General features: G+C 67.6%; 18 protein-coding genes. 12 read left to right on the forward strand and 6 right to left on the reverse strand.

Going from position 1 to position 23,096, the window contains the following annotated elements; translation table 11 throughout:
* Positions 1-390 precede the first annotated feature (390 nt).
* The 6 genes from typA (at position 391) to ACIP94_RS08860 (ending at position 9,194) form a co-directional block, all read left to right on the forward strand.
* Complete coding sequence (typA, locus tag ACIP94_RS08835; RefSeq protein ID WP_402421544.1) at positions 391-2,298, forward strand: translational GTPase TypA; 1,908 nt, start codon at positions 391-393, stop codon at positions 2,296-2,298.
* 604 nt (positions 2,299-2,902) lie between these two features.
* Complete coding sequence (locus ACIP94_RS08840) at positions 2,903-3,937, forward strand: ABC transporter permease (protein ID WP_402421547.1); 1,035 nt, start codon at positions 2,903-2,905, stop codon at positions 3,935-3,937.
* Between the two features lie 149 nt (positions 3,938-4,086).
* Entirely contained in the window at positions 4,087-5,895 is a 1,809-nt protein-coding gene (locus tag ACIP94_RS08845; RefSeq protein ID WP_402421549.1) for an ABC transporter substrate-binding protein, read from the forward strand.
* Between the two features lie 92 nt (positions 5,896-5,987).
* Positions 5,988-6,968: an ABC transporter permease gene (locus ACIP94_RS08850; RefSeq protein ID WP_402421552.1), complete on the forward strand. Its 981-nt coding sequence runs from the start codon at positions 5,988-5,990 to the stop codon at positions 6,966-6,968.
* Positions 6,969-6,977: 9 nt separating this feature from the next.
* Positions 6,978-8,039, forward strand: coding sequence for an ABC transporter ATP-binding protein (locus tag ACIP94_RS08855; RefSeq protein WP_402421555.1), 1,062 nt, complete (start codon positions 6,978-6,980; stop codon positions 8,037-8,039).
* Between the two features lie 12 nt (positions 8,040-8,051).
* Positions 8,052-9,194, forward strand: coding sequence for an ABC transporter ATP-binding protein (locus ACIP94_RS08860; protein WP_402421558.1), 1,143 nt, complete (start codon positions 8,052-8,054; stop codon positions 9,192-9,194).
* Between the two features lie 15 nt (positions 9,195-9,209).
* Here ACIP94_RS08860 and ACIP94_RS08865 read toward each other — a convergent pair whose 3' ends face one another.
* Positions 9,210-9,950 carry a class I SAM-dependent methyltransferase gene (locus ACIP94_RS08865; protein ID WP_402421561.1) on the reverse strand — a complete coding sequence of 247 codons (741 nt, stop codon included), beginning with the start codon at positions 9,948-9,950 and terminating at the stop codon, positions 9,210-9,212.
* Between the two features lie 120 nt (positions 9,951-10,070).
* On the opposite strand from ACIP94_RS08865, the gene ACIP94_RS08870 reads away from it, so the two are divergent.
* Positions 10,071-10,574 carry a DinB family protein gene (locus ACIP94_RS08870; RefSeq protein WP_402421563.1) on the forward strand — a complete coding sequence of 168 codons (504 nt, stop codon included), beginning with the start codon at positions 10,071-10,073 and terminating at the stop codon, positions 10,572-10,574.
* A gap of 135 nt (positions 10,575-10,709) precedes the next feature.
* Here ACIP94_RS08870 and ACIP94_RS08875 read toward each other — a convergent pair whose 3' ends face one another.
* The 5 genes from ACIP94_RS08875 to ACIP94_RS08895 all read right to left on the reverse strand — a co-directional run bounded on the left by ACIP94_RS08875 (position 10,710) and on the right by ACIP94_RS08895 (position 16,789).
* The gene (locus ACIP94_RS08875) at positions 10,710-11,753 is read right to left on the reverse strand and encodes an ABC transporter ATP-binding protein (protein ID WP_402421565.1); all 1,044 of its coding nucleotides are present in this window, start codon (positions 11,751-11,753) and stop codon (positions 10,710-10,712) included.
* A 26-nt stretch (positions 11,754-11,779) separates the two neighbouring features.
* A complete protein-coding gene (locus ACIP94_RS08880) occupies positions 11,780-12,814 on the reverse strand; it encodes an ABC transporter ATP-binding protein (protein ID WP_402421567.1) in 1,035 nt (344 codons plus the stop codon).
* Positions 12,815-12,860: 46 nt separating this feature from the next.
* The gene (locus ACIP94_RS08885; protein WP_402421570.1) at positions 12,861-13,841 is read right to left on the reverse strand and encodes an ABC transporter permease; all 981 of its coding nucleotides are present in this window, start codon (positions 13,839-13,841) and stop codon (positions 12,861-12,863) included.
* Between the two features lie 118 nt (positions 13,842-13,959).
* Positions 13,960-15,720: an ABC transporter substrate-binding protein gene (locus ACIP94_RS08890; RefSeq protein ID WP_402421572.1), complete on the reverse strand. Its 1,761-nt coding sequence runs from the start codon at positions 15,718-15,720 to the stop codon at positions 13,960-13,962.
* Positions 15,721-15,799: 79 nt separating this feature from the next.
* A complete protein-coding gene (locus ACIP94_RS08895; protein ID WP_402421575.1) occupies positions 15,800-16,789 on the reverse strand; it encodes an ABC transporter permease in 990 nt (329 codons plus the stop codon).
* A 521-nt stretch (positions 16,790-17,310) separates the two neighbouring features.
* Between ACIP94_RS08895 and ACIP94_RS08900 the strand changes: the two genes are divergently transcribed.
* The 5 genes from ACIP94_RS08900 to ACIP94_RS08920 are packed head-to-tail and all read left to right on the forward strand — an operon-like array spanning position 17,311 to position 22,943.
* On the forward strand, positions 17,311-18,930 hold the full coding sequence (locus ACIP94_RS08900) for an ABC transporter substrate-binding protein (protein ID WP_402421578.1): 1,620 nt from the start codon (positions 17,311-17,313) through the stop codon (positions 18,928-18,930).
* 33 nt (positions 18,931-18,963) lie between these two features.
* Positions 18,964-19,887, forward strand: a complete 924-nt coding sequence (locus ACIP94_RS08905; RefSeq protein ID WP_402421580.1) for an ABC transporter permease — start codon at positions 18,964-18,966, stop codon at positions 19,885-19,887.
* Positions 19,880-20,863, forward strand: coding sequence for an ABC transporter permease (locus ACIP94_RS08910; protein ID WP_402421583.1), 984 nt, complete (start codon positions 19,880-19,882; stop codon positions 20,861-20,863). Before ACIP94_RS08905 ends, ACIP94_RS08910 begins: the two co-directional genes overlap by 8 nt.
* 9 nt (positions 20,864-20,872) lie before the next feature.
* A complete protein-coding gene (locus ACIP94_RS08915; protein WP_402421586.1) occupies positions 20,873-21,853 on the forward strand; it encodes an ABC transporter ATP-binding protein in 981 nt (326 codons plus the stop codon).
* Positions 21,840-22,943 (forward strand): ABC transporter ATP-binding protein, encoded by a 1,104-nt coding sequence (locus tag ACIP94_RS08920; protein ID WP_402421589.1) that lies wholly within the window; start codon positions 21,840-21,842, stop codon positions 22,941-22,943. Before ACIP94_RS08915 ends, ACIP94_RS08920 begins: the two co-directional genes overlap by 14 nt.
* Positions 22,944-23,096 lie beyond the last annotated feature (153 nt).

Raw genomic sequence — 23,096 nt, forward strand, 5'->3', positions numbered from 1 at the left:
CGACGAGGCTGTCGTCGGGTCCGGGGCGGACCGCGACGAGGCTGTCGTCGGGTCCGGGGCGGACCGCGACGAGGCTGTCGTCGGGTCCGGGGCGGACCGCGACGAGGCTGTCGTCGGGTCCGGGGCGGCCGTAGGGACTCCGTCCCCGGTCCTGGGCGGACCGTGGCGAATCCGTCGCCGGGGCCCGGGCGCCCGCGGAGTGCCCGTCGTCGTAGCGGAAAATCGCCCGCCCCTCACCAGGGCCGAGGCCGCCCCCGCACGCCCCGGGGAGCCCAACCTGCGGCAGCCCCGTACCATGGGGTGAGGCCGTGGCATGTTCAGCCCGGCAGGGCCCGCGTAGCACAGACGTACGCGCAGGCCGTCCTCACCACTCCGGGAGTACGCCGCAATATGGCCACGCGCCACGACATCCGCAACGTCGCCATCGTCGCCCACGTCGACCACGGCAAGACGACCATCGTCGACGCCATGCTGAAGCAGGCCGGTGCCTTCGCCGCCCACCAGCTCGAGCAGGTCGACGACCGCGTCATGGACTCCAACGACCTGGAGCGTGAGAAGGGCATCACGATCCTCGCCAAGAACACGGCGGTGAAGTACCACCCCAAGGACGGCGGGGAGCCCATCACGATCAACATCATCGACACCCCCGGCCACGCCGACTTCGGTGGCGAGGTCGAGCGCGGTCTGTCGATGGTCGACGGTGTCGTGCTGCTGGTCGACGCGTCCGAGGGCCCGCTGCCGCAGACCCGGTTCGTGCTGCGCAAGGCCCTCCAGGCCCGGCTGCCCGTCATCCTGTGCATCAACAAGACGGACCGCCCCGACGCCCGCATCGACGAGGTCGTGAACGAGGCGTACGACCTCTTCCTCGACCTCGACGCCGACGAGGACCAGATCGAGTTCCCGATCGTCTACGCGTGCGGCCGTGACGGCATCGCCTCCCTCACCAAGCCGGAGGACGGCACGGTCCCGGCCGACAGCGACAGCCTGGAGCCGTTCTTCTCCACGATCCTGGAGCACATCCCGGCCCCGACGTACGACGAGGACGCCCCGCTCCAGGCGCACGTCACCAACCTGGACGCCGACAACTTCCTCGGCCGTATCGCGCTGCTCCGCGTCGAGCAGGGCGAGCTGCGCAAGGGTCAGACGGTCGCCTGGATCAAGCGCGACGGAACGATCAGCAACGTTCGCATCAGCGAGCTGATGATGACCGAGGCCCTCACCCGCAAGCCCGCCGAGAAGGCCGGCCCGGGTGACATCTGCGCCGTCGCCGGTATCCCCGAGATCATGATCGGCGAGACCCTGGCCGACCCGGAGAACCCGGTCGCACTGCCGCTGATCACGGTGGACGAGCCCGCGATCTCCATGGTGATCGGTACCAACACCTCGCCGCTGGTCGGCAAGGGCGGCACCGGCAAGGGCGCCAACGCCAAGGCCACGGTCAAGGACCGCAAGGTCACCGCCCGCCAGGTCAAGGACCGTCTCGACCGCGAGATGATCGGCAACGTCTCCCTGCGGGTCCTCGACAGCGAGCGGCCCGACGCCTGGGAGGTGCAGGGCCGCGGTGAGCTGGCGCTGGCCATCCTGGTGGAGACCATGCGCCGCGAGGGCTACGAGCTGACGGTCGGCAAGCCGCAGGTGGTCACCAAGGAGATCGACGGCAAGGTCCACGAGCCGGTCGAGCGCATGACGATCGACGTGCCCGAGGAGCACATGGGCGCGGTCACGCAGCTCATGGGCGTCCGCAAGGGCCGGATGGACAACATGTCCAACCACGGCTCCGGCTGGGTCCGCATGGAGTTCGTCGTGCCGTCGCGCGGTCTGATCGGCTTCCGCACGGAGTTTCTGACCGGTACCCGTGGCACGGGCATCGCCCACTCCATCCACGAGGGCCACGAGCCCTGGTTCGGCCCGCTCCAGACCCGTAACAACGGCTCCCTGGTGGCCGACCGCACCGGCAGCGTCACGGCGTTCGCGATGACGAACCTCCAGGAGCGCGGCGTGCTCTTCGTGGAGCCGGGCACCGAGGTGTACGAGGGCATGATCGTCGGCGAGAACTCCCGCTCCGACGACATGGACGTCAACATCACCAAGGAGAAGAAGCTCACCAACATCCGGTCCGCCACGGCCGACATCGCCGAGTCGATCGTGCCGCCGCGCAAGCTGTCGCTGGAGCAGTCCCTGGAGTTCTGCCGCGACGACGAGTGCGTCGAGGTGACGCCGGAGGCCGTCCGCATCCGCAAGGTCGTCCTCGACCAGCGTGAGCGCGCCCGCGCCGCCAGCCGCGCCAAGCACAGCTGATCCACGGCTTCTCCACCACCGCAGGCCCGGGTGCCCCCGTCATGGGGCACCCGGGCTTTCGTATGCCCGCGATGTCCCTCGCCGGGACCCGCGTAGATCTAGCCCGCCGCCTCGCGTCCTGCAACCGGTTTTCCGGCCTTCCGTGTCCGAAATGCGGGTCCTGTCGACCGATAGACATGTAACACGCCCGTTTCGCGGCCTTCTCTCTCGGCTCGCTTTGTCCATATTTTGGAAGATGTTCTGGCTAGCTGTGATTGAACCGAGACCTAAAGACTGTGGTCGGCATCTGGCTCATTGGCAGATAGTTGGGCCCAACGCTCGGGTCAATGGGTCATGCGCTGCGGGGGCAGCGCCGACTCGCGAGCACCGGTGGGGTGTTTGACCTTCCGTCAGGGGTGTCGGAGGGGAAGACGGTCGCCCCTCCTGTCCGTGCACCGTTTGAGTCAAGGAGGCGTTCCACATGTCAACTACGCGTGTTCACCTGCGACTTGCCGCGCCTTGCGGGCGATAGCAGTCGTCTTACCCGATCCGCGTGGTCCAAGCCGTGGCGCGCCCGTACCCTGTGGCCGCCGCAGGCTCGGCGTACCCATGAATTGGACGCATCATGACGAGTCCTCTCGAGACCGAGGGCGGCGGAACGTCGGTCGTCGTGGACGACGAAAAGCCTCCGGCCAAGCGGCCGGAGGCGGCAGGACTGGAGAGCAGGTCGCCCGGCCGGCTTATGTGGATCCGCTTCAAGCGGGACCGTGCCGGGGTGATCTCCGCCTATGTCGTGGCCTTTTTCTTCCTGATCGGACTGCTCGCGCCGCTGATCTCGAAGTTGTACGGCAAGAGCCCGTACACCGTGTACGCGGACGAGCGCCCCGAGCTGTTCGACAGCGCCGGCGTGCCCGTCCAGCCCAACGGCGGTATCAGCAGTGAGTTCTGGTTCGGCCTCGAACCCGGCAACGGGTACGACGTCTTCACCAAGCTGATCTACGGCATCCGCACCTCGCTGATGATCTCCTGCGCGGTCACGCTGGCCGTGGTCCTCACCGGAATCATCCTCGGGGTCTCGGCCGGCTACCTCGGCGGCAGGACCGACTTCGCCATCAGCCGGCTCGTCGACTTCCTGCTCGCCTTCCCCTCACAGCTGTTCTTCATCGCGAGCATGCCCGTGGTGGTCTCCCTCTTCGTGAGCCCGCGGGACGAGACACCGACCTACGTCCGCGTGGTCGCGCTGATCTCGGTCCAGTGGGTGCTGGGCTGGATGAGCCTCGCCCGGATCCTGCGCGGCACGACCCTGTCGCTGAGGGAGCGTGAGTTCATCGAGGCGGCCCGGGTGAGCGGGGCCACCCCCTGGCGCATCATCAGCAGGGAGATCCTCCCCAATGTGGTGACACCGCTGCTGGTGCAGGCCACGTATCTGCTCCCGAGCTTCGTGACCATCGAGGCGGGTCTGTCGTACCTCGGCGTCGGAATCGTCGAACCGACCCCCGACTGGGGCCAGATGTTCTCCAAGGCGTCGACGGAGCTGGTGCTCCAGAACGACATCACCTATATGTTCTTCCCCGGCATCTCGATGATCATCTTCGTCGTCGCGTTCAACCTGCTCGGGGACTCGGTCAGGGACGCCTTCGACCCCAAGACGGCGCGCTGACCTTCAGGTTACGGGCGCCCATGCCCCGATTCGGCACCAACGGCCGACCCGGCACGGTCCGGGCAAAGCCGGAAATGACCCGCAACTCCCTGCCGTTTCACGGCATTTCATGTGCACTGGTGACACACAGATGGGTGGGAAACTGAGTGATGAGTAGGGGCGGACGCCACGCATACGCCGCAATCTCAGTGCTCGCGGCCGGAGCTCTCGTGCTCACCGGTTGCAGCAAGGGCGGCAGCGACAGCGGCGGCAACAACAAGAAGGACGACACCAACGCCAAGCGCCAGCAGGCCTCGATCAAGTTCGGCGGGGCGGCGGACTCCACCGGCCCGGCCGCTCCGGTCCCCGGCGCCAAGAGCGGCGGCACGATGGAGGTCCTCCAGCGGGACAGCTACGCCCACCTGGACCCGGCCCAGATCTACGTCTCCGACGAGGGTTCGCTGGCGCAGCTGCTCCACAGAGGTCTCACCGGGTACAAGGCGATCAGCGACGACGGCAGCCAGCACGAAGTCGTCGGCGACCTGGCCACCGACTCCGGTACGACGACCGACGGCGGCAAGACCTGGAAGTACACCCTCAAGGACGGCATCAAGTTCCAGGACGGCTCGCCGATCACGTCCAAGGACATCCGCCAGACCTTCGAGCGGCTCTTCGCGCCCTTCATCAACCAGGGCCCGACCTACATCCAGCAGTGGCTGGCCGACACCGCCGGCGCCGACTACCGCAAGCTGCTGAAGGACGGCCCCTACAAGGGCAAGCATCTGCCGGACAGCGTGCTGGAGACGCCGGACGCCAAGACCGTCGTCTTCCACTTCAAGAAGCCGCACCCCGACCTGCCCTACGCGCTGGCCATGGCGGGCTACGCGGTGGTGGAGGCCAAGGGCGACACCAAGGAGAAGTACGACAGGGCGCCGGTGGTGTCCGGCCCGTACAAGGTCCAGTCCTTCAAGTCGGGCAAGTCGATGGTGCTCGTCAAGAACGACCAGTGGGACCCGAAGACGGACCCGATCCGCCACCAGTACGTGGACCAGTTCAACATCACGTTCAACCAGCAGTTCGAGGCGTCCACCAAGGCGTTGCTGGCGGACAGCGGCGCCGACCAGACCGGCATCAGCTTCAACAACCAGGTCGACGCGGGCAACCTGTCCAAGGTCCTCTCCGACCCCAAGCTGAAGGCCCGTATCGTCCAGGGCTTCCAGCCGTACGTCGGCCAGATGAACATCAACATGAGCAAGCCCGAGCTGAAGGACATCAAGGTCCGCGAGGCCATCGCCTACGCCCTGCCGATCACGCCGTTCGTGCGTGCCTTCGGCGGCAGCGCGGCGATGGAGGTCGCCGGCGGCCTGCTCAGCCCCACCGTCAGCGGATACGACCCCACCTTCGACCCGTTCGGCAAGAAGAAGAAGCCCGCCGGTGACCCGGAGAAGGCCAAGAAGCTGCTTCAGGAGGCCGGAAAGGTCGGCATGAAGCTGACCTTCGGCTACACCAACACCCCCGAAGGCCAGCAGTACTCCACCGCCATGGCCGCGGGCCTGAAGAAGGCCGGCTTCGACGTCCAGCGCCAGGAGATCCCGGCGGAGACGTACTACGACCAGGTCAGCAAGCTCGACAACACCTACGACATCTTCCACACCGCGTGGGGTGCCGACTGGCCGTCCGCTTCGACCGTGCTCCCGCCGCTGTACGACGGCCGCCTGATCGCCGACGGGGCGCAGAACTACTCGCAGGTCAACGACCCGCACGTGAACAGTGAGATCGACCGCATCAACACCATCACCGACCCGGTGAAGGCCGCGGCCGCGTGGGAGAGCCTCGACAAGTACCTGCTCACGAAGGTCGTGAACGTGGTCCCGACGGGCTACTACAAGCAGATCCAGATCGCCGGTTCCAAGGTCGGCGGAATGGTCTACGACGACGTGATCGGCGGCGTCGACCCGCGCCGTCTCTACATCAAGTAAGACCCCACCCGCCGGTACCCGGTGCGTCCGCCCCGTGCGGCGCTCGCACCGGGTACCGCCCGGCCCGCTGACGTCTGAGAGCTGCCCCTGTCATGCTGCGCTTCCTCATTCGCCGGACACTCGGCGCCGTCGTCATCCTCTTCCTGCTGAGCATCGTCACGTTCCTGCTGTTCTTCGGGATGCCACGGGACCCGGGGCTGCTGATGTGCGGCAAGACATGCACGCCGGCCAACCTCGCGAACATTCACCATGTCCTCGGCCTCGACAAGCCGATTCCCGAGCAGTACCTGACCTTCCTGCACAACCTCGTCCTGGGCAGCAGCGGCTTCGACCAGGGCCCCTGCCCGGCCCCCTGCTTCGGCTACTCGTACCACACCAACGAGCAGGTGTGGGGCACCCTGATGGACCGGCTGCCGACCACCGTCTCCCTGACCGTGGGCGCGGCGGTCGTCTTCCTGATGGTGGGCCTCGGCACCGGCATGCTCGCCGCCTGGAAGCGCGGCTCGCTGATCGACAAGACGGTCACGGCCGGCTCTATGGTGCTCAGTTCGATGCAGATCTACTTCCTGGGCCCACTGGCCCTGGCGGCGCTCGTCTACCAGTCGCACCTGTTCGACAAGCCCGCCTACAACAACTTCACCGGCAACCCGGTCACCTGGTTCACGGGACTGATCATCCCGTGGGTGGTGCTGTCCACGATCTTCGCCGCGCAGTACACCCGTATGGCGCGCTCGTCGATGATCGAGCAGCTCCAGGAGGAGCATGTGCGCACCGCCCGGGCCAAGGGCATGTCGCGCCGGTACGTGTTCTTCCGCTACGCCTGGCGCGGTTCTCTGATCCCGATCGTGACCATCTTCGGCATCGACCTCGGGTCCCTGCTCGGTGGCGCGATCATCACCGAGTACACCTTCGGCCTGCCGGGACTCGGGCAGCTCGCGGTGCAGGCGGTGTTCTTCAGCGATCTGCCGCTGTTGCTGGGCGTGATGCTGTTCTCCGCCGCCATGATCCTGCTGTTCAACATCATCGTGGATGCCTGCTACGCGTTCATCGACCCGCGTGTGCGGCTCGCCTAGGAGCACTCCGTGACCACAGTGACCAAGGAATCCGGCGCTCCCGCCCCGGCCGGCGCGGGCGCCTTCCTCTCGGTGCGGGACCTGCATGTCAGCTTCCGGACGGAGGACGGCCTCGTCCGCGCCGTGAACGGGCTCTCCTTCGACCTCGAACGGGGCAGGACCCTCGGCATCGTGGGGGAGTCGGGCTCCGGCAAGTCGGTGACCAACCTGACCATCCTCGGGCTGCACAACCCGATGTTCACCACGGTCGACGGTGAGATCGTGCTGGACGGCCAGGAGCTGATCACCGCCCGCGAGTCCGAGCTGGAGAAGCTGCGCGGCAACAAGGTCGCGATGATCTTCCAGGACCCGCTGACCGCGCTGTCGCCGTACTACACCGTGGGCCGGCAGATCGCGGAGCCGTTCATGAAGCACACCGGCGCCTCGAAGAAGGCGGCCTGGGAGCGGGCGGTGGAGATGCTCGGCAAGGTCGGCATCCCCAACCCCAAGGAGCGGGCGAAGGACTATCCGCACCAGTTCTCCGGCGGTATGCGCCAGCGCGCGATGATCGCCATGGCGCTGGTCTGCGACCCCGACCTGCTGATCGCCGACGAGCCGACCACGGCCCTGGACGTGACCGTCCAGGCGCAGATCCTGGACCTGCTGAAGGACCTCCAGCAGGAGTTCGGCTCGGCGATCATCTTCATCACCCATGACCTCGGGGTCATCGCCGACATGGCCGACGACATCATGGTGATGTACGCGGGCGAGGCGGTGGAGCGCGGCACGGTCGACGAGGTGCTGAGGGCTCCGCAGCACCCGTACACCTGGGGCCTGCTCAACTCCATGCCGCGTCTCGACTCCGACCTCAACGCCCCGCTCGCGCCAATCCCCGGCGCACCTCCGTCCCTGCTCCATCCGCCCAGCGGCTGCCGCTTCCACCCCCGGTGCACTTTCCCGGGCGAGGTGGGCGGGACCCGGTGCGTGGACGAGTCGCCGCTGCTGCCTCCCGGCCGGGGCGCGGCCTGCCATCTCACGGCCGAGCAGAAGCGGACCATCTTCATCGAGCAGATCAAGCCCCGGCTGCGGTAGGGAGACAGCGTCATGAAGGAAGAGGTCGTGGACGTCACCAAGGCCGAGGCCACCCTGCCCGCTCCGCGCGACAAGGCCCCGGGCGGGGCCGGGGAGCCGCTGCTGGTGGTGGAGAAGCTGGTCAAGCACTTCCCGGTCAAGGGCGGGTTCCCGATCCGCCGCACGGTCGGCCATGTCCAGGCCGTGGACGGCGTCGACCTGACCGTGCACGTCGGCGAGAGCTTCGGTCTGGTCGGCGAGTCGGGCTGCGGAAAGTCGACCACGGGCCGGCTGATCACCCGGCTGCTGGAGCCGACGAGCGGGCGGATCGCCTACCGCGGCCGGGACATCGCGCACGCGTCCCGCAAGCAGTTGGTGCCGATCAGGTCGGAGATCCAGATGATCTTCCAGGACCCCTACTCGTCACTGAACCCCCGTCAGACCGTCGGTAAGATCATCTCCGGGCCGATGGAGATCAACGGGATCAACCCGCCCGGCGGCCGGGAGAAGCGCGTCCGTGAGCTGCTGGAGATCGTCGGCCTCAACCCGGAGCACTACAACCGCTTCCCGCACGAGTTCTCCGGCGGTCAGCGCCAGCGCATCGGTGTCGCCCGCGCCCTGGCCCTGGAGCCCAAGCTGATCGTCGCCGACGAGCCGGTCTCCGCCCTGGACGTCTCCATCCAGGCCCAGGTCGTCAACCTGCTCCAGCAGGTGCAGAGGGAACTGGGCATCGCGTTCCTGTTCATCGCCCATGACCTGGCCGTCGTGCGGCACTTCTCGCAGCGTGTGGCGGTCATGTACCTCGGCAAGATCATCGAGGTCGGTGACCGCGACTCCATCTACACCCGCCCGCGCCACCCCTACACCCACGCGCTGCTGTCCGCCGTGCCCGAGGTGAGTCTCGGCTCCGAGGAGCAGACGCCGCGGGAACGGATCCGTCTGGCGGGCGACGTACCGTCTCCCATCTCCCCGCCGTCGGGCTGCCGGTTCCGCACACGGTGCTGGAAGGCGCAGGACAAGTGCGCCACCGAGGAACCGCCGCTGGTGCAGATCGCCGGGAACCGCGCGGGGCACCTGACGGCCTGCCACTTCCCGGAGGAGCCGACGACCGAGGCGCGGGATGAGGACATCGTCCTGGATCCGGCGCTCGCGGCGCTGGAGGACGGGGACGGCTGAGGGCGGGGCGGCGGACTAGCCGGCCGCCTCCGCCACGGTGATGATCTCGGGACTGGTGGGCGTGAGCGGGCCTCGCCTCCAGTCGCCGTACTGCTCGACGACCCTGAGGCCCGCCCCGGTCAGGAAGCGGGACAGGGCGTCCGGGCCGAGGAACCGTAGGGTGCCGCGGCTGACCGTGGGCCGCTCCCAGCCGGTGCCGTCGAAGGTCGAGGTGTAGGTCACCCGGTCCCCGCGCACCGGCGTCTCGGTCTCGTGCCGGACGCTGACGACACCGCCGTCGACGTACGGCACCTCGCGCACCCGGTCCGGGGTCCAGGACTCCCAGGCGCGGGCCTCCGGATTGCGGGTCTCGAAGACCAACCGCCCGCCGGCGGCGAGGGCGTCGCGCACCCCGTCGAGACAGTCCCTCAGCTCGTCGTCGTGGACCAGCTCCTGAAAGGCGTGCCCGGTCATCACGACGAGGTCGAAGGCGCCCTGCCACCGGTGCGAGCGGAAGTCGCCGAGCACCCACTCGACACCGGGCGCACGATCTCGCGCCCGGACGAGCATCGCGGCGGCCGGGTCGAGCCCGCACAGCTGTCCGTCGTGCCCTGCCTCCCGGGCGCGCGCCAGCAGCGCGCCGGTTCCGCACCCGACGTCCAGCACGCTCCGTGCCGACATCACAAGTCCCAGGTAGAAGTCGTCACTTGGGCCCCAGGCGTTGAGAGCGTCGTACAGTCCGGCCAGGGTGACATCGGAGAAGGAGCGGTGGACCATACTGACAGTTTGTCAGTCTCGGGTGTGGGCCGGGTGGTCTGTACGCGATCTTTGTCGAACGTCACCGTGTTCTTCTTATTCGTTCGCCTTCCGGCCCGCTTTCCGTGATGCTTCTGCGCGATGACACGTACAGACACGCCTTCTGCCTGGGACGAACGCACCCAGTTGACCACCTTCCTGGACTACGCACGCGCCACGGCCCGTGCCAAGTGCGAGGACCTCTCGCCCGAGCACGCCCGCACCGCGCCCCTGCCCGGATCCCCGCTGATGACCGTCAGCGGGCTGATCAACCATCTCCGCTGGGTCGAGTACTACTGGTTCCAGGTCGTGTTCCTCGGAGAGGAGGACGAGGGGCCGTGGACGGAGGAGGACCCCGACCGCGAGATGCGGATCGCGGTCGACTTCCCGCTCGCCGACCTGTTGCGGGAGTACGACGAACAGAGCGCCCGCTACCGGGAGCTGGTCGCGGCGCACGACCTGGACACCCCGGCGAAACGCCCCCTGCGCGACGGCGATTCCGCCGACCTGCGCTGGATCCTTCTGCATCTTGTCGAGGAGACGGCCCGGCACAACGGCCACCTCGACATCGTCCGGGAACTGCTCGACGGCAGGACCGGGGTCTGACGGCCCGACGTGAGCACAAAGGCCCGCACCTCGAGGAGGAGCGGGCCTTTCCCCCGGAAACAGACGCTCAAAGGCTCGGGTCGATGGGCCGGTGAAAGTCCGTTCCGCAGACGACGGCTGACGGAAAGGGGTGTGTCAGGCGGCCGCCTCGGGGTTCTTGGTGAGACGCGAGTCCGGAGTCGTTTCCCCGGTCTCCGGGTAGTGGCACGCCGTCAGGTGGCCGGGCTTGTTGCCCTCGACCTGCACTAGCGGCGGCGCCTCCGTCGCGCACTTCTCCGTCGCCTTCCAGCAGCGGGTGCGGAAGCGGCAGCCGGACGGCGGGTTGATCGGGGACGGCACATCACCGACGAGCCGGATGCGCTCCCTCGGCTCCTCGTCCACCGTCGCCTCGGGCACGGCGGACAGCAGGGCCCGGGTGTAGGGGTGGCGCGGGTTGCCGTACAGGTCCTCGCGGTCGGCGATCTCCACGATCCTGCCGAGGTACATGACCGCCACGCGCTGCGAGAAGTGCCGCACGATCGCGAGGTCGTGGGCGATGAACACGAAGGCGATGCCGAGTTCGTTCTGCACCTTCTGGAGCAGGTTGACGACCTGGGCCTGGATCGACACGTCGAGCGCCGAGACCGGCTCGTCGGCGACGATCAGCTTGGGCTCCAGGGCCAGGGCGCGGGCGACACCGATGCGCTGGCGCTGACCGCCGGAGAACTCGTGCGGGAAGCGGTTGTAGTGCTCCGGGTTGAGGCCGACGATCTCCAGCAGCTCACGGACGCGCTTCTCCCGGCCGCCGGGCGGGTTGATCCCGTTGATCTCCATCGGCCCCGAGATGATCTTGCCGACCGTGTGCCGCGGGTTGAGCGACGCGTACGGGTCCTGGAAGATCATCTGGATCTCGGACCTGATGGGTGCCAGCTCCCTGCGCCCGGCGTGCGTGATGTCCTGGCCGCGGTAGGTGATCTGGCCACCGGTCGGCTCCAGCAGCCGGGTGATCAGCCGGCCGGTGGTCGACTTTCCGCAGCCGGACTCGCCGACCAGACCCAGGCTCTCACCTTCGGCGACCTGGAAGTCCAGGCCGTCGACGGCCTGGACGTGGCCGACCGTGCGGCGGATCGGGAACCCGCCCTTGATCGGGAAGTGCTTGGTCAGCCCGGAGACGCCCAGGAGGGGAGTGGTGCTGCTCATGGTGGTGAAATCCCGTCTCTTGTACGTCAGTGGGCCTTGGTGCCCGCGTCGGTCAGGAACTCGCGGCGCTGCTCGGCCGTCAGGTGGCAGGCGCTGCCGCGACCGTCCACGAACTCCAGCAGCGGGCGCTCCTTGGAGCACCTGCCGCCCTCGACCTTGTCGGCGAAGGCACAGCGCGGGTGGAAGCGACAGCCGGACGGCGGGTTCAGCAGCGAGGGCGGCGAACCCGGGATCGGCGTCAGCGGCACGTCGACCGGGCCTTCCAGGCTCGGCATGGAGGCGAGCAGCCCCCAGGTGTAGGGGTGCTGGGGGTTGCGCAGCACCTCCTGCTTGGTGCCGCGCTCCACGCACCGGCCGCCGTACATCACCAGCACCTCGTCCGCGATGTCCGCGATGACACCGAGGTCGTGGGTGATGAAGATGATCGCCGTGCCGAACTCCTGCTGGAGGTCCTTGAGCAGGTCCATGATCTGCGCCTGGACCGTCACGTCGAGCGCGGTCGTCGGCTCGTCGGCGATCAGCAGCTCGGGGTCGCAGACCAGGGCCATGGCGATCATCGCGCGCTGGCGCATACCGCCGGAGAACTGGTGCGGGTAGTCGTCCACCCGGACGTCCGGCTGCGGGATGCCGACGCGCTTCAGCATCTCGATCGCCCGCGCCCGGGCCTCCTGCTTGGAGGCGCCGGTGTGCTTGCGATACACCTCGCCGATCTGGGTGCCGATGGTGTGGTACGGCGACAGCGAGGCCAGCGCGTCCTGGAAGATCATGGACATCTTGTTGCCGCGGAGCTTTTCGAGCGTCCTCTCCGAGGCGCCGTTCAGCTCTTCGCCGTCCAGCTCGATGGAGCCCTCGACCGTGGTGCTGTCCGGGTTGTGCAGACCCAGGATGGTCAGGTTGGTCACGGACTTGCCGGACCCCGACTCACCCACGATGCCCAGCGTCTTGCCGCGTGCGAGGTCGAAGGAGAGACCGTCGACGGCCTTGACGATGCCGTCCTCGGTCGAGAAGTGCACCTTCAGGTCCTTGATGGACAGGAAGGGCTGCGAATCGGTGCTCGTCACGGGGACGCTCCAGAGGGGGGTGATGCGGGGTAGCTGGCGGGGGCGGTCAGGCGAGCCGGATCCGCGGGTCGATCATGGCGTAGAGGGCGTCGACGATGATGTTGGCGATCACCACGAAGGCGGCGGTGATGATCATGACGCCGAGGAGCATGGGGAGGTCGTTGGTGGTCACCGACTTCACCGCCAGCATGCCCAGGCCCTGGAGGCTGAAGGTCTTCTCGGTGATCATCGCGCCGCCGAGCAGGACACCCATGTCGATGCCGAAGATGGTGACGATCGGACCCATGGCGCCGCGCCAGGCGAAGCGGAAGAAGACGTTGCGGCGCGACAGACCCTTGGCGCGGGCCGTGCGGACGTAGTCCTCGGTGAGCGTCTCGACCAGCTGGGAGCGCGTCATACGGGTGTAGTTGGCGGTCCAGATCAGCGCCAGGACCAGCCACGGCACGATCAGGCCGGTGAACCAGGCGCCCGGGTTGTCACTGAAAGGCGTGTACGAGGGCTGGTCGAGCAGGTGCGTCTGGTACACGAGGAGGTACAGGGCCACGGGGCCGACGAAGTAGATCTGCATCGACGAGGCGACCAGCGAGGCGGAGCTGGCGATCTTGTCGGTGGCCCTGCCCTGCTTCACCGCGGCGAGCATGCCGGCGCCGATGCCGAAGATGAGGAAGACGACCGCGGAGCCGATGGCCAGGGAGGCCGTCGTCGGGAAGCGGTCCATGACCGTCGACAGGACGGACTCACGGTTGATGAACGAGTAGCCGAGGCACGGGGCGTTGCAGTGGCCGAAGCCGGTGTACTCCCGGCCCACGAAGATGGCCGACAGCCAGTGCCAGTACTGGACCGGCAGCGGGTCCGAGATTCCCATGTTGTGCCGGATGACGTCGAGCGTCTCCGGCGTGCAGACCTTGCCGCAGGCAATCCTGGCCGGGTCACGCGGCACCGCGTAGAAGAGCATGAACGTGACCGCGCTGATGATCAACAGCGTGATCGCGGCGCCGAGGAGTCGGCGGACGAGGAAGCGAAGCATGGGGGTTGGCTTTCCTGGGAGGGCCGTCGTGAGGATCGGGCCGGGCCGGGATGACCGGAGGCCCGGTGGACGAGCCGAGGGTGGGGCGGGCTGGGCCGCCCCACCTCTCAGGGATGGATCAGGCCTTGACGTACATCTTGTAGAGCATGCAGCCGTCGAAGTTCGGGTCCATCTTCACGTTGCCGAGCTTCGAACCGTGCAGGTACAGGCGCTTCATGTACACGTCGGGAATGAAGGCGCCCAGCTCGGTGACCTGCTTGTCCAGAGCGGCCCACATCTCGTTGGCCTTGTTCTGGTCCGTCTCCGCCGTGGCGGCCTTGATGGCCGCGTCGACGTCGGCGTTCTTCAGGTGGCAGTAGTTGGTGCCCTCGTCCACCACGTTGTGGCTGTCGAACAGCGGCTGGAAGACCGAGTAACCGGTCGGCCAGTCGGCGCCCCAGCCACCCCAGTAGATGTCGTACTCGTTGTCGACCTTGCCGATCTGGTCGTACCAGGTGGTGGAGTCGATGCCCTTGGAGACGACGTCGAAGCCGGCCGCCTTGAGGGCGTTCTCCACGACGACCTTGACCTTGGCGTTGATCGGGTCGTTCTGGTAGGCGTAGACGATCTTGGTGCCGAGCTTGCCGGCCTTCTTCAGGATCGCCTTCGCGGCCGCCGGCTCACCGGCCGGGTTCTTCAGCTTGCCCCAGACGTCCTGCGACTTGTAGCCGGCCACGAGCGGGCTCATGATGCCGGTCCCGTAGTCACCGCGGTGCTCGCCGCCCTGGAGGGAGCGGATGCCGGCGGTCGGCCAGGCGCGGATGATCGCCTCGCGCACCTTGATGTCCGTGACGCGGGTCTGGTTGATCCAGTAGACGCTGGTGCCGCTGCTCAGGTGCTCGAACAGGCGGTCCTTGGCCTTGAGGGTGGCCTGCTGGACGCGCGACTGCGGGACCGTGCGCCAGGAGACGGCGAACTGGTCGTTGCCGGAGTCGGCGATGAGGCGGTCGGCGGCGGTCTCCGCCTCGATGCCGAAGGTGAAGTCGAACTCGTCCGGGTAGGCGTTGCGGATCGGGTCCGTGTTCGCGTCCCAGTGCTCGTTGCGGACCAGGACCATCGACTTGTCGGTGGTGTGCGACTGGATCTTGTAAGGACCGTTGGAGAACGGCTTCTTGTCGTAGTCCTGCTTGGTGTCGTGCTTCACCGGGGTCGGCGCGTACGAGTGCATCGCGAGGACGTAGTTGAAGTCCGGGCGCGCCTCGGCCAGGTGGAAGGTGATGGACTTGCCGGTCGTCACGATCGACTTCAGGTGCTTGCCGCTGAAGGGACCCGGGTACGACTTGCGGTAGTTCTGGGAGCCCGTCAGCCACGTCTGGGCGTAGACGGCGCCCTCGGTGATGAAGCTGGCGAAGGCACGCTCGAAGCCGTGGCGGACGTCGTCGACGGTGACGTCGGAGCCGTCCTCCCACTTGACCCCGTCCTTCAGGGTGAAGGTCCAGGTCTTGCCGTTGTCCTTCATGGTGCCCGTGTCGGTGGCGAGGTCACCGACCAGGGTCATGGAGCCGTCGTCGCCGACCTTGTAACCGGTCAGGGTGCGGGAGAGGACGATCGCGGCCAGCGAGTTCCAGGCGTAGTAGACGCGCTGCGGGTCGAGGTGCGAGAAGTCGTCGTCGTTGAGCAGGTAGACCTTCCCGCCCTTCTTGGCACCGGTGACCTCCGGAGCCGGGCCCTTGGAGTCCTCCGCCGTGCCGATCTTGACCGTGGTCGTGTGGGCCTTGGCCGCTTCCTGCTTGCCGGTGCCGCCGCTGCTGGAGTTGCCGCTGCTGCACGCGCTCAGCACGGTGCTGGAGGCGGCGACCACACCGGTGGCTATCAGGAAGTTTCTACGCGAGAAGGACATCGCATCCTGCCTTGAAGTGAGTTGAGTGAGAGAGGTCCGGCACCCCGGCTTCGTCGCCGTGGCCCTGAAGAGGTCCGGGTCAGCGCTTGGTCTTCGGGTCGAGCGCGTCGCGCAACGAGTCTCCGAGGAGGTTGAACGCCAGTACGAAGATCACCATCGTGATGCCGGGGAAGCACAGGAAGGTGATGTCGTCCTGGTAGAAGTTGGCGGCATACCCGATCATGACGCCCCAGTCGGGGGTCGGGTCCTGAACACCGACGCCGAGGAAGGCCAGACCCGCCTCCGTGGTGACCATCGCGGGCAGCAGGAGGGTTCCCTGGATCAGGATCGGCGTCCACAGGTTGGGCAGCAGTTCCTTGAAGATGATCCGGGCCGGGGACGCGCCCGTGACCTTGGCGGCCTCGACGAACTCCCGCTCACGCAGAGCCAGCACCTGACCGCGCAGCAGTCGGGCGATGGAGGCCCAGCCGAAGAGGGTGAGCAGCGAGATCAGGCTGACCACGGTGAGCCAGGTCGGCGTGTTCTCGTTGGGAGCCACGAACAAGGCGATGACCACCGGCGTGAAGGCGACGAAGAACAGCTGCTGCGGGAAGGCGAGCAGGATGTCGATGATCCGGCCGAGGAACCAGTCCGTCTTGCCACCGAGGTAACCGGCCGTGATGCCGATCACCACACCGACGATCATGACGAGGACCGTGATGGCTGTGGAGAGCAGCAGCGAGTTGCGGATGGCGTAGAGCAGGAAGCTGAAGACGTCACGGCCGAGCTGGGGGTCGATGCCGAACCAGAAGTTGCTGTCGATGCCACCGTTCGGCTTCGCCGGGAGGCCGTTGTCACCGAGCAGGCCGGGCGTGTTGATGCCGTACGTCGTGTACGGGTCCTTCCCGTACAGCTTGGCTATGAGCGGCGCGGCGAGACCGATCACGAAGAAGAGGATCACGATGATCGCCGAGATGACGCCCGTGCGGTCCCGCTTGAAGCGACGCCAAGCCAGTTGCCCGGGGGACCTGCTCTCGCTGCCCTTCGAGCCAGGAGAAGCCGTCGACTTCTCGGTGGTCTCGTCGGTCACCTCAAGCGGGGCAGCCGCAGATGGAGTTGGGGGGGTCATGGTGCTCCTGGCCCAAGGGAGGGTCTGATGACTCCGCAGGGCACGCTCCCCTACGGGCTATGCCGGACTTTTTCAACGCAATTCATTCACGGTCAATAAATTCTCAGTCGAGTTGGGGTTCTCTTTACCCTTTTTACCTTCGCTTGATCTTTCCGTAGCTACGCGGGTAGCGCGTTGTGATCGATCCGTGTCCTTAGGTGGACCAACCGGGCCAATCCGGCAAGGAGTTCGATATGCGGACAGAGAGGTGCCGAAATGTGTACATCGAGGGTGCCTAAATCAACGGTTCGGCATCGATGGGCGAAGATTCGTTGCTTTGCCTGGTCAAGATCCATTAGCGGCCGAACCGTGCGTGCGTCATCCGGATGATCTATGGCCGAAAATGCGGGGGGCATAGAGCCCATATCGGCTTAAGGGTGATATCGACGCATAAGAGGCAGCGCCCCGGCGCTGGAGGCACGGCGCACTCCGAGGAGACACCCATGCGTGGAGCCAGGCACGCCGGATGGGCGGCGGCCGCGGTGGCGGCCGCGCTCTCGGCGGCAGCCTGCGGCGGAGGCGGGGAGGAGGGCGGCCCCGGGGTGCTCAGCTCGTCCTGGAGCGACCCGCCGAACCCGCTGGAGCCGGCCAACACCAACGAGGTGCAGGGCGGCAAGGTCCTCGACATGCTCTTCCGCGGGCTCAAGCGCTACAACCCGAGAACCGGCGCGGCCGAGAACATGCTCGCCGAGAAGATCGAGACCTCCGACTCGCAGAACTTCACCGTCACCGTCAAGGACGGCTGGACGTTCAGCAACGGCGAGCCCGTCACCGCCAGGTCCTTCGTCGACGCCTGGAACTACGGCGCCGGCCTCAGGAACAATCAGAAGAACGCGTACTTCTTCGGATACATCGACGGCTACGACAAGGTCCACCCGGAGCACGGCACCCAGAGCGCCGACACCCTCTCCGGCCTCAGGGCGACCGGCCCCCGCACCTTCACCATCAGGCTCAGCCAGAAGTTCTCGACCTTCCCGGACACCCTCGGCTACGTGGCGTTCGCCCCGCTGCCGCGGGCGTTCTTCGACCACCACGCGGACTGGCTGAAGAAGCCCGTCGGCAACGGTCCGTACCTGGTCAAGTCGTACGCCAGGGGATTCATGATGTCCCTGCGGAAGTGGGACGGCTACCCGGGCCCGGACCCGGCGCGGAACAACGGGGTGGACCTGAAGGTGTACACCGACGGCAACACCGCCTACACCGATCTGCTGTCCGGCAACCTCGACCTCGTCGACGACGTGCCCGCCGCCCAGCTCAAGAACGTCAAGGCGGACCTGGAGGGCCGGTACATCAACACCCCGGCCGGCATCATCCAGACCGTTGCCTTCCCGTTCTACGACCCGCGGTGGAACAGGCCCGGGACGGAGAAGGTCCGCACGGGCCTGTCCATGGCGATCAACCGCGCCCAGATCACCCGCACGATCTTCCACGGCACCCGCACCCCGGCCGGCGACTGGACCTCGCCGGTGCTCGGCACCGACGGCGGTTTCCAGGCGGGGCTGTGCGGCAGGGCCTGCACCTACGACCCGGGCGAGGCGAAGAGGCTGGTCCGGGAGGGGGGCGGACTGCCCGGCGGCCAGGTCAGGATCGCGTACAACGCGGACGCCGGCTCCCACCGGGAGTGGATCGACGCCGTGTGCAACTCGATCAACAACGCCCTCGGCAACGACAAGGCGTGCGTCGGCAACCCGATCGGCACCTTCGCCGACTTCCGCAACCAGATCGGCGGGCACAAGATGGCGGGTCCGTTCCGGGCCGGCTGGCAGATGGACTACCCGCTGATCCAGAACTTTCTGCAACCGCTCTACTACACGGGCGCCTCCTCCAACGACGGCAAGTGGTCCGACAAGGACTTCGACAAGCTCGTGGACCAGGCGAACGCGGAGGCGGACCGGGCACAGGCCGTGAAGTTGTTCCAGAGGGCCGAGGAGGTCGTACGGGACAACATGGCCGCCATCCCGCTCTGGTACCAGAACGGCAGCGCCGGCTATGCGCAGCGCCTGTCCCATGTGGCGCTCAACCCGTTCAGCGTCCCCGTCTACAACGAGATCAAGGTCGGCTGAGCCTCACGGCCACGCCCTACCCCCGGAGGCCCCATGGGACGGTATGTCATCCGGCGTCTGCTCCAGATGATCCCGGTCTTCCTCGGCGCCACTCTGCTGATCTTCCTGATGGTGAACGTGATGGGCGACCCCGTCGCGGGCCTGTGCGGCGAGCGGCAGTGCGACCCCGCGACGGCGGCCCAGCTGCGCCGGGACTTCGGCCTCGACAAGCCCGTATGGCAGCAATACGCGACCTATATGGGCAATGTCTTCACCGGGGACTTCGGCACCGCCTTCAACGGGCAGCCGGTCACCGAGCTGATGGGGACGGCCTTCCCGGTCACCATCCGGCTGACCGTGGTCGCGATCCTCTTCGAGATCGTCATCGGGATCGCGCTCGGTGTGATCACCGGCATGCGCCGCGGGCGGCCCGTCGACACCTCGGTGCTGCTGCTCACCCTTGTGGTGATCTCGGTGCCGACCTTCGTCACCGGTCTGCTGCTCCAACTGCTGCTCGGTGTCCAGTGGGGCTGGGTCAGGCCGTCCGTCTCCCCCCTGGCCCCCCTCGACGAGCTGATCGTGCCCGGTCTCGTCCTCGCCTCCGTCTCACTCGCCTATGTCACCCGGCTGACCCGGACCTCCATCGCCGAGAACCGGCGGTCCGACTACGTCCGTACGGCCGTCGCCAAGGGGCTGCCGCGCCGCCGGGTGATCATCCGGCATCTGCTGCGCAACTCGCTCATCCCCGTGGTGACGTTCATCGGCACCGACATCGGCGCCCTCATGGGCGGTGCCATCGTCACCGAGCGCATCTTCAACATCCACGGCGTCGGCTACCAGCTCTACCAGGGGATCCTTCGGCACAACACCCAGACGGTCGTCGGCTTCGTGACCGTGCTGGTGCTGGTCTTCCTGGCCGCCAACCTGCTCGTCGACCTCCTGTACGCCGTACTCGACCCGAGGATCCGCTATGCCTGAGCAGCAGCCGTACGAGCCCGAAGGCGCCGTCGCGGGGACCGGGATGGGCGGCGCCATGGACCTCGCCGCGAGCGAGGCGACCACGCTGGAGCGGCCCCCCGGCGCACCGAAGGGCCTGGGCCCTGTCGGCAAGCCGCGCAGCCTCTGGTCCGACGCCTGGTGCGATCTGCGCCGCAACCCCGTCTTCATGGTCTCCGCGCTCGTGATCCTCTTCCTGTTCCTGATCTCGCTCTGGCCGTCCCTGATCGCCCCCGGCGACCCCCTCCTGTGCGATCTGTCCAAGGCTCAGGAGGGCTCCCAGCCCGGGCACCCCTTCGGATTCGACGGGCAGGGCTGCGATGTGTACACCCGGACCGTCCACGGCGCCCGTACGTCGGTCACGGTCGGTGTCTGCGCCACCCTCGGCGTCGCGCTCCTCGGCTCGGTCCTCGGCGGGCTCGCCGGGTTCTTCGGCGGGGCCTGGGACGCGATCCTGTCCCGCACCACCGACATCTTCTTCGCGATCCCGGTCGTGCTCGGCGGCCTGGTCCTCCTCTCGGTCGTGACCAGCAACACGGTCTGGCCGGTGGTCGGGTTCATGGTGCTGCTCGGCTGGCCGCAGATCTCCCGGATCGCCCGCGGCTCGGTCATCACCGCCCGTCAGAACGACTACGTCCAGGCCGCCCGCGCCCTCGGCGCCTCCCCCGCCCGCATCCTGCTGCGGCACATCGCGCCCAACGCCGTCGCCCCGGTGATCGTCGTGGCGACCATCGCGCTCGGCACCTACATCGCACTGGAGGCGACCCTGTCGTATCTCGGGGTGGGGCTGAGGCCGCCGAGCGTGTCCTGGGGGATCGACATCTCCGCCGCCTCCCCGTACGTCCGCAACGCCCCGCACGCACTGCTGTGGCCCTCCGGCGCCCTCGCGATCACCGTGCTCGCGTTCATCATGCTCGGCGACGCGGTGCGCGACGCCCTCGACCCCAAGCTGAGGTGAGCCGTCGTCATGCTGCTCGAAGTGCGGGATCTGCACGTGGAGTTCCGGACCCGGGACGGGGTCGCCCGGGCCGTGAACGGCGTCAGCTACGCCGTCGAGGCGGGGGAGACCCTCGCGGTGCTGGGCGAGTCCGGCTCCGGGAAGTCCGTCACCGCGCAGGCGGTGATGGGAATCCTCGATGTGCCGCCCGGCCGGATCGCCGGCGGCCAGGTCCTCTTCCGGGGGCAGGACCTGCTCACCCTGAAGGAGGAGGAGCGCCGGAAGGTCCGCGGTGCCGGCATGGCCATGATCTTCCAGGACGCGCTGTCGGCGCTGAACCCCGTGCTCACCGTCGGCGACCAGCTCGGCGAGATGTTCGTGGTGCACCGCGGGATGTCGAGGAAGGACGCCCGGGCCCGGGCCGTCGAACTCATGGACAGGGTGCGGATCCCGGGCGCCGCCCAGCGGGTGCGCGACTATCCGCACCAGTTCTCCGGCGGTATGCGCCAGCGCATCATGATCGCCATGGCGCTGGCGCTGGAACCGGCCCTGATCATCGCCGACGAGCCCACCACCGCCCTGGACGTCACCGTCCAGGCCCAGGTGATGGATCTGCTCGCGGACTTGCAGCGCGAGTACCGCATGGGTCTCGTTCTCATCACCCACGACCTCGGCGTGGTCGCGGACGTCGCCGACCGCATCGCGGTCATGTACGCGGGCCGGATCGTGGAGTCCGCCCCCGTGCACGACCTCTACAAGGCGCCCGCCCATCCCTACACCAGGGGCCTGCTCGACTCCATCCCACGGCTCGACCGCAAGGGCCGGGAGCTGTACGCGATCAAGGGCCTGCCGCCGAACCTGACGGCCATCCCGCCGGGCTGCGCCTTCCACCCCCGCTGCCCCCTGGCGCGGGATGTGTGCGTCACCGATGTGCCGCCCCTCCACGAGGTCTCGGCGGACCGCAGGAGCGCCTGCCACTTCTGGAGGGAGTGCCTCCATGGCCGGTCCTGAACCGATCCTCGAGGTGAGCGGGCTGGTCAAGCACTATCCGCTCACCCGGGGGATCCTCTTCAAGAAGCAGATCGGCGCGGTCCGGGCGGTCGACGGCGTCGACTTCACCCTGGGCCGGGGCGAGACCCTCGGCATCGTCGGCGAGTCCGGCTGCGGCAAGTCCACGCTCGCCAGGATGCTGGTCACCCTGGAGCGGCCGACCTCGGGGGCGATCCGGTACAAGGGCGAGGACATCACCCGGCTGTCCGGGCGCGCCCTGAAGGCGGTGCGGCGCAATATCCAGATGGTCTTCCAGGACCCGTACACCTCCCTCAACCCCAGGATGACCGTGGGCGACATCGTCGGGGAGCCGTACGAGATCCATCCCGAGGCCGCGCCCAGGGGAGACCGGCGCCGGCGTGTGCAGGAGCTGCTGGACGTGGTGGGGCTCAACCCCGAGTACGTCAACCGCTATCCGCACCAGTTCTCCGGTGGCCAGCGCCAGCGCATCGGCATCGCGCGGGCGCTGGCGCTGCGCCCGGAGATCGTCGTCGCCGATGAGCCGGTCTCCGCGCTCGATGTCTCCGTCCAGGCGCAGGTGGTCAATCTGCTGGCGCGGCTCCAGGGCGAGTTCGGTCTGTCGTATGTGTTCATCGCCCACGACCTGTCGGTGGTCCGGCACATCTCCGACCGGATCGCGGTGATGTATCTCGGACGGATCGTGGAGACCGGAAGGGACGCCGAGATCTACGACCATCCCACGCACCCCTACACCCAGGCCCTGCTGTCCGCCGTGCCGGTGCCCGACCCGGAGGCACGGGAGCGCCGGGAGCGGATCATCCTCAGCGGCGATGTGCCCTCCCCGACGAACATTCCCTCCGGCTGCCGCTTCCGCACCCGCTGCTGGAAGGCCCGGGAGCGGTGCGCGCTGGAGGTGCCGCCGCTTGCGGTTCCCGCGCGGTTCCGCGCGACGGGCGGACCGGCCGCACACGACTCGGCCTGCCATTTCGCGGAGGAGAAGCGGGTGGTGCCGCCGGAGGAGGCGGCGCGGAACCAGTCCTCCATGAAGCCTCCGGTACCCGGGGAGGAGACACACGAGGAACCCGCATAAACACATAAACGTGGCGGAAGTTCGTTAACACGCAGGCAACTCGACCGACGCGGTTCCGATATACGGACGCAGGAGAGTGAACAGCGTACGGCCGTGCGGGTGCCGTAGACGGGCCGGGATGCCTCATGTCATCCCGGCCCGTTGTGGTTCTCC

Origin of the sequence: Streptomyces sp. NPDC093261, from assembly GCF_044753645.1 — a bacterium.
In the GTDB taxonomy this organism is placed as follows: Bacteria; Actinomycetota; Actinomycetes; order Streptomycetales; family Streptomycetaceae; genus Streptomyces.

Coding starts and splice junctions, on each gene's coding strand:
- ACIP94_RS08910 (WP_402421583.1), top strand. CDS start 19,880: ATGCCTGAGCAGCAGCCGTACGAGCCCGAAGGCGCCGTCGCGGGGACC.
- ACIP94_RS08900 (WP_402421578.1), top strand. CDS start 17,311: ATGCGTGGAGCCAGGCACGCCGGATGGGCGGCGGCCGCGGTGGCGGCC.
- ACIP94_RS08860 (WP_402421558.1), top strand. CDS start 8,052: ATGAAGGAAGAGGTCGTGGACGTCACCAAGGCCGAGGCCACCCTGCCC.
- ACIP94_RS08885 (WP_402421570.1), bottom strand. CDS start 13,841: ATGCTTCGCTTCCTCGTCCGCCGACTCCTCGGCGCCGCGATCACGCTG.
- ACIP94_RS08840 (WP_402421547.1), top strand. CDS start 2,903: ATGACGAGTCCTCTCGAGACCGAGGGCGGCGGAACGTCGGTCGTCGTG.
- ACIP94_RS08915 (WP_402421586.1), top strand. CDS start 20,873: ATGCTGCTCGAAGTGCGGGATCTGCACGTGGAGTTCCGGACCCGGGAC.
- ACIP94_RS08845 (WP_402421549.1), top strand. CDS start 4,087: ATGAGTAGGGGCGGACGCCACGCATACGCCGCAATCTCAGTGCTCGCG.
- ACIP94_RS08865 (WP_402421561.1), bottom strand. CDS start 9,950: ATGGTCCACCGCTCCTTCTCCGATGTCACCCTGGCCGGACTGTACGAC.
- ACIP94_RS08890 (WP_402421572.1), bottom strand. CDS start 15,720: ATGTCCTTCTCGCGTAGAAACTTCCTGATAGCCACCGGTGTGGTCGCC.
- ACIP94_RS08905 (WP_402421580.1), top strand. CDS start 18,964: ATGGGACGGTATGTCATCCGGCGTCTGCTCCAGATGATCCCGGTCTTC.
- ACIP94_RS08870 (WP_402421563.1), top strand. CDS start 10,071: ATGACACGTACAGACACGCCTTCTGCCTGGGACGAACGCACCCAGTTG.
- ACIP94_RS08850 (WP_402421552.1), top strand. CDS start 5,988: ATGCTGCGCTTCCTCATTCGCCGGACACTCGGCGCCGTCGTCATCCTC.
- ACIP94_RS08920 (WP_402421589.1), top strand. CDS start 21,840: ATGGCCGGTCCTGAACCGATCCTCGAGGTGAGCGGGCTGGTCAAGCAC.
- typA (WP_402421544.1), top strand. CDS start 391: ATGGCCACGCGCCACGACATCCGCAACGTCGCCATCGTCGCCCACGTC.
- ACIP94_RS08875 (WP_402421565.1), bottom strand. CDS start 11,753: ATGAGCAGCACCACTCCCCTCCTGGGCGTCTCCGGGCTGACCAAGCAC.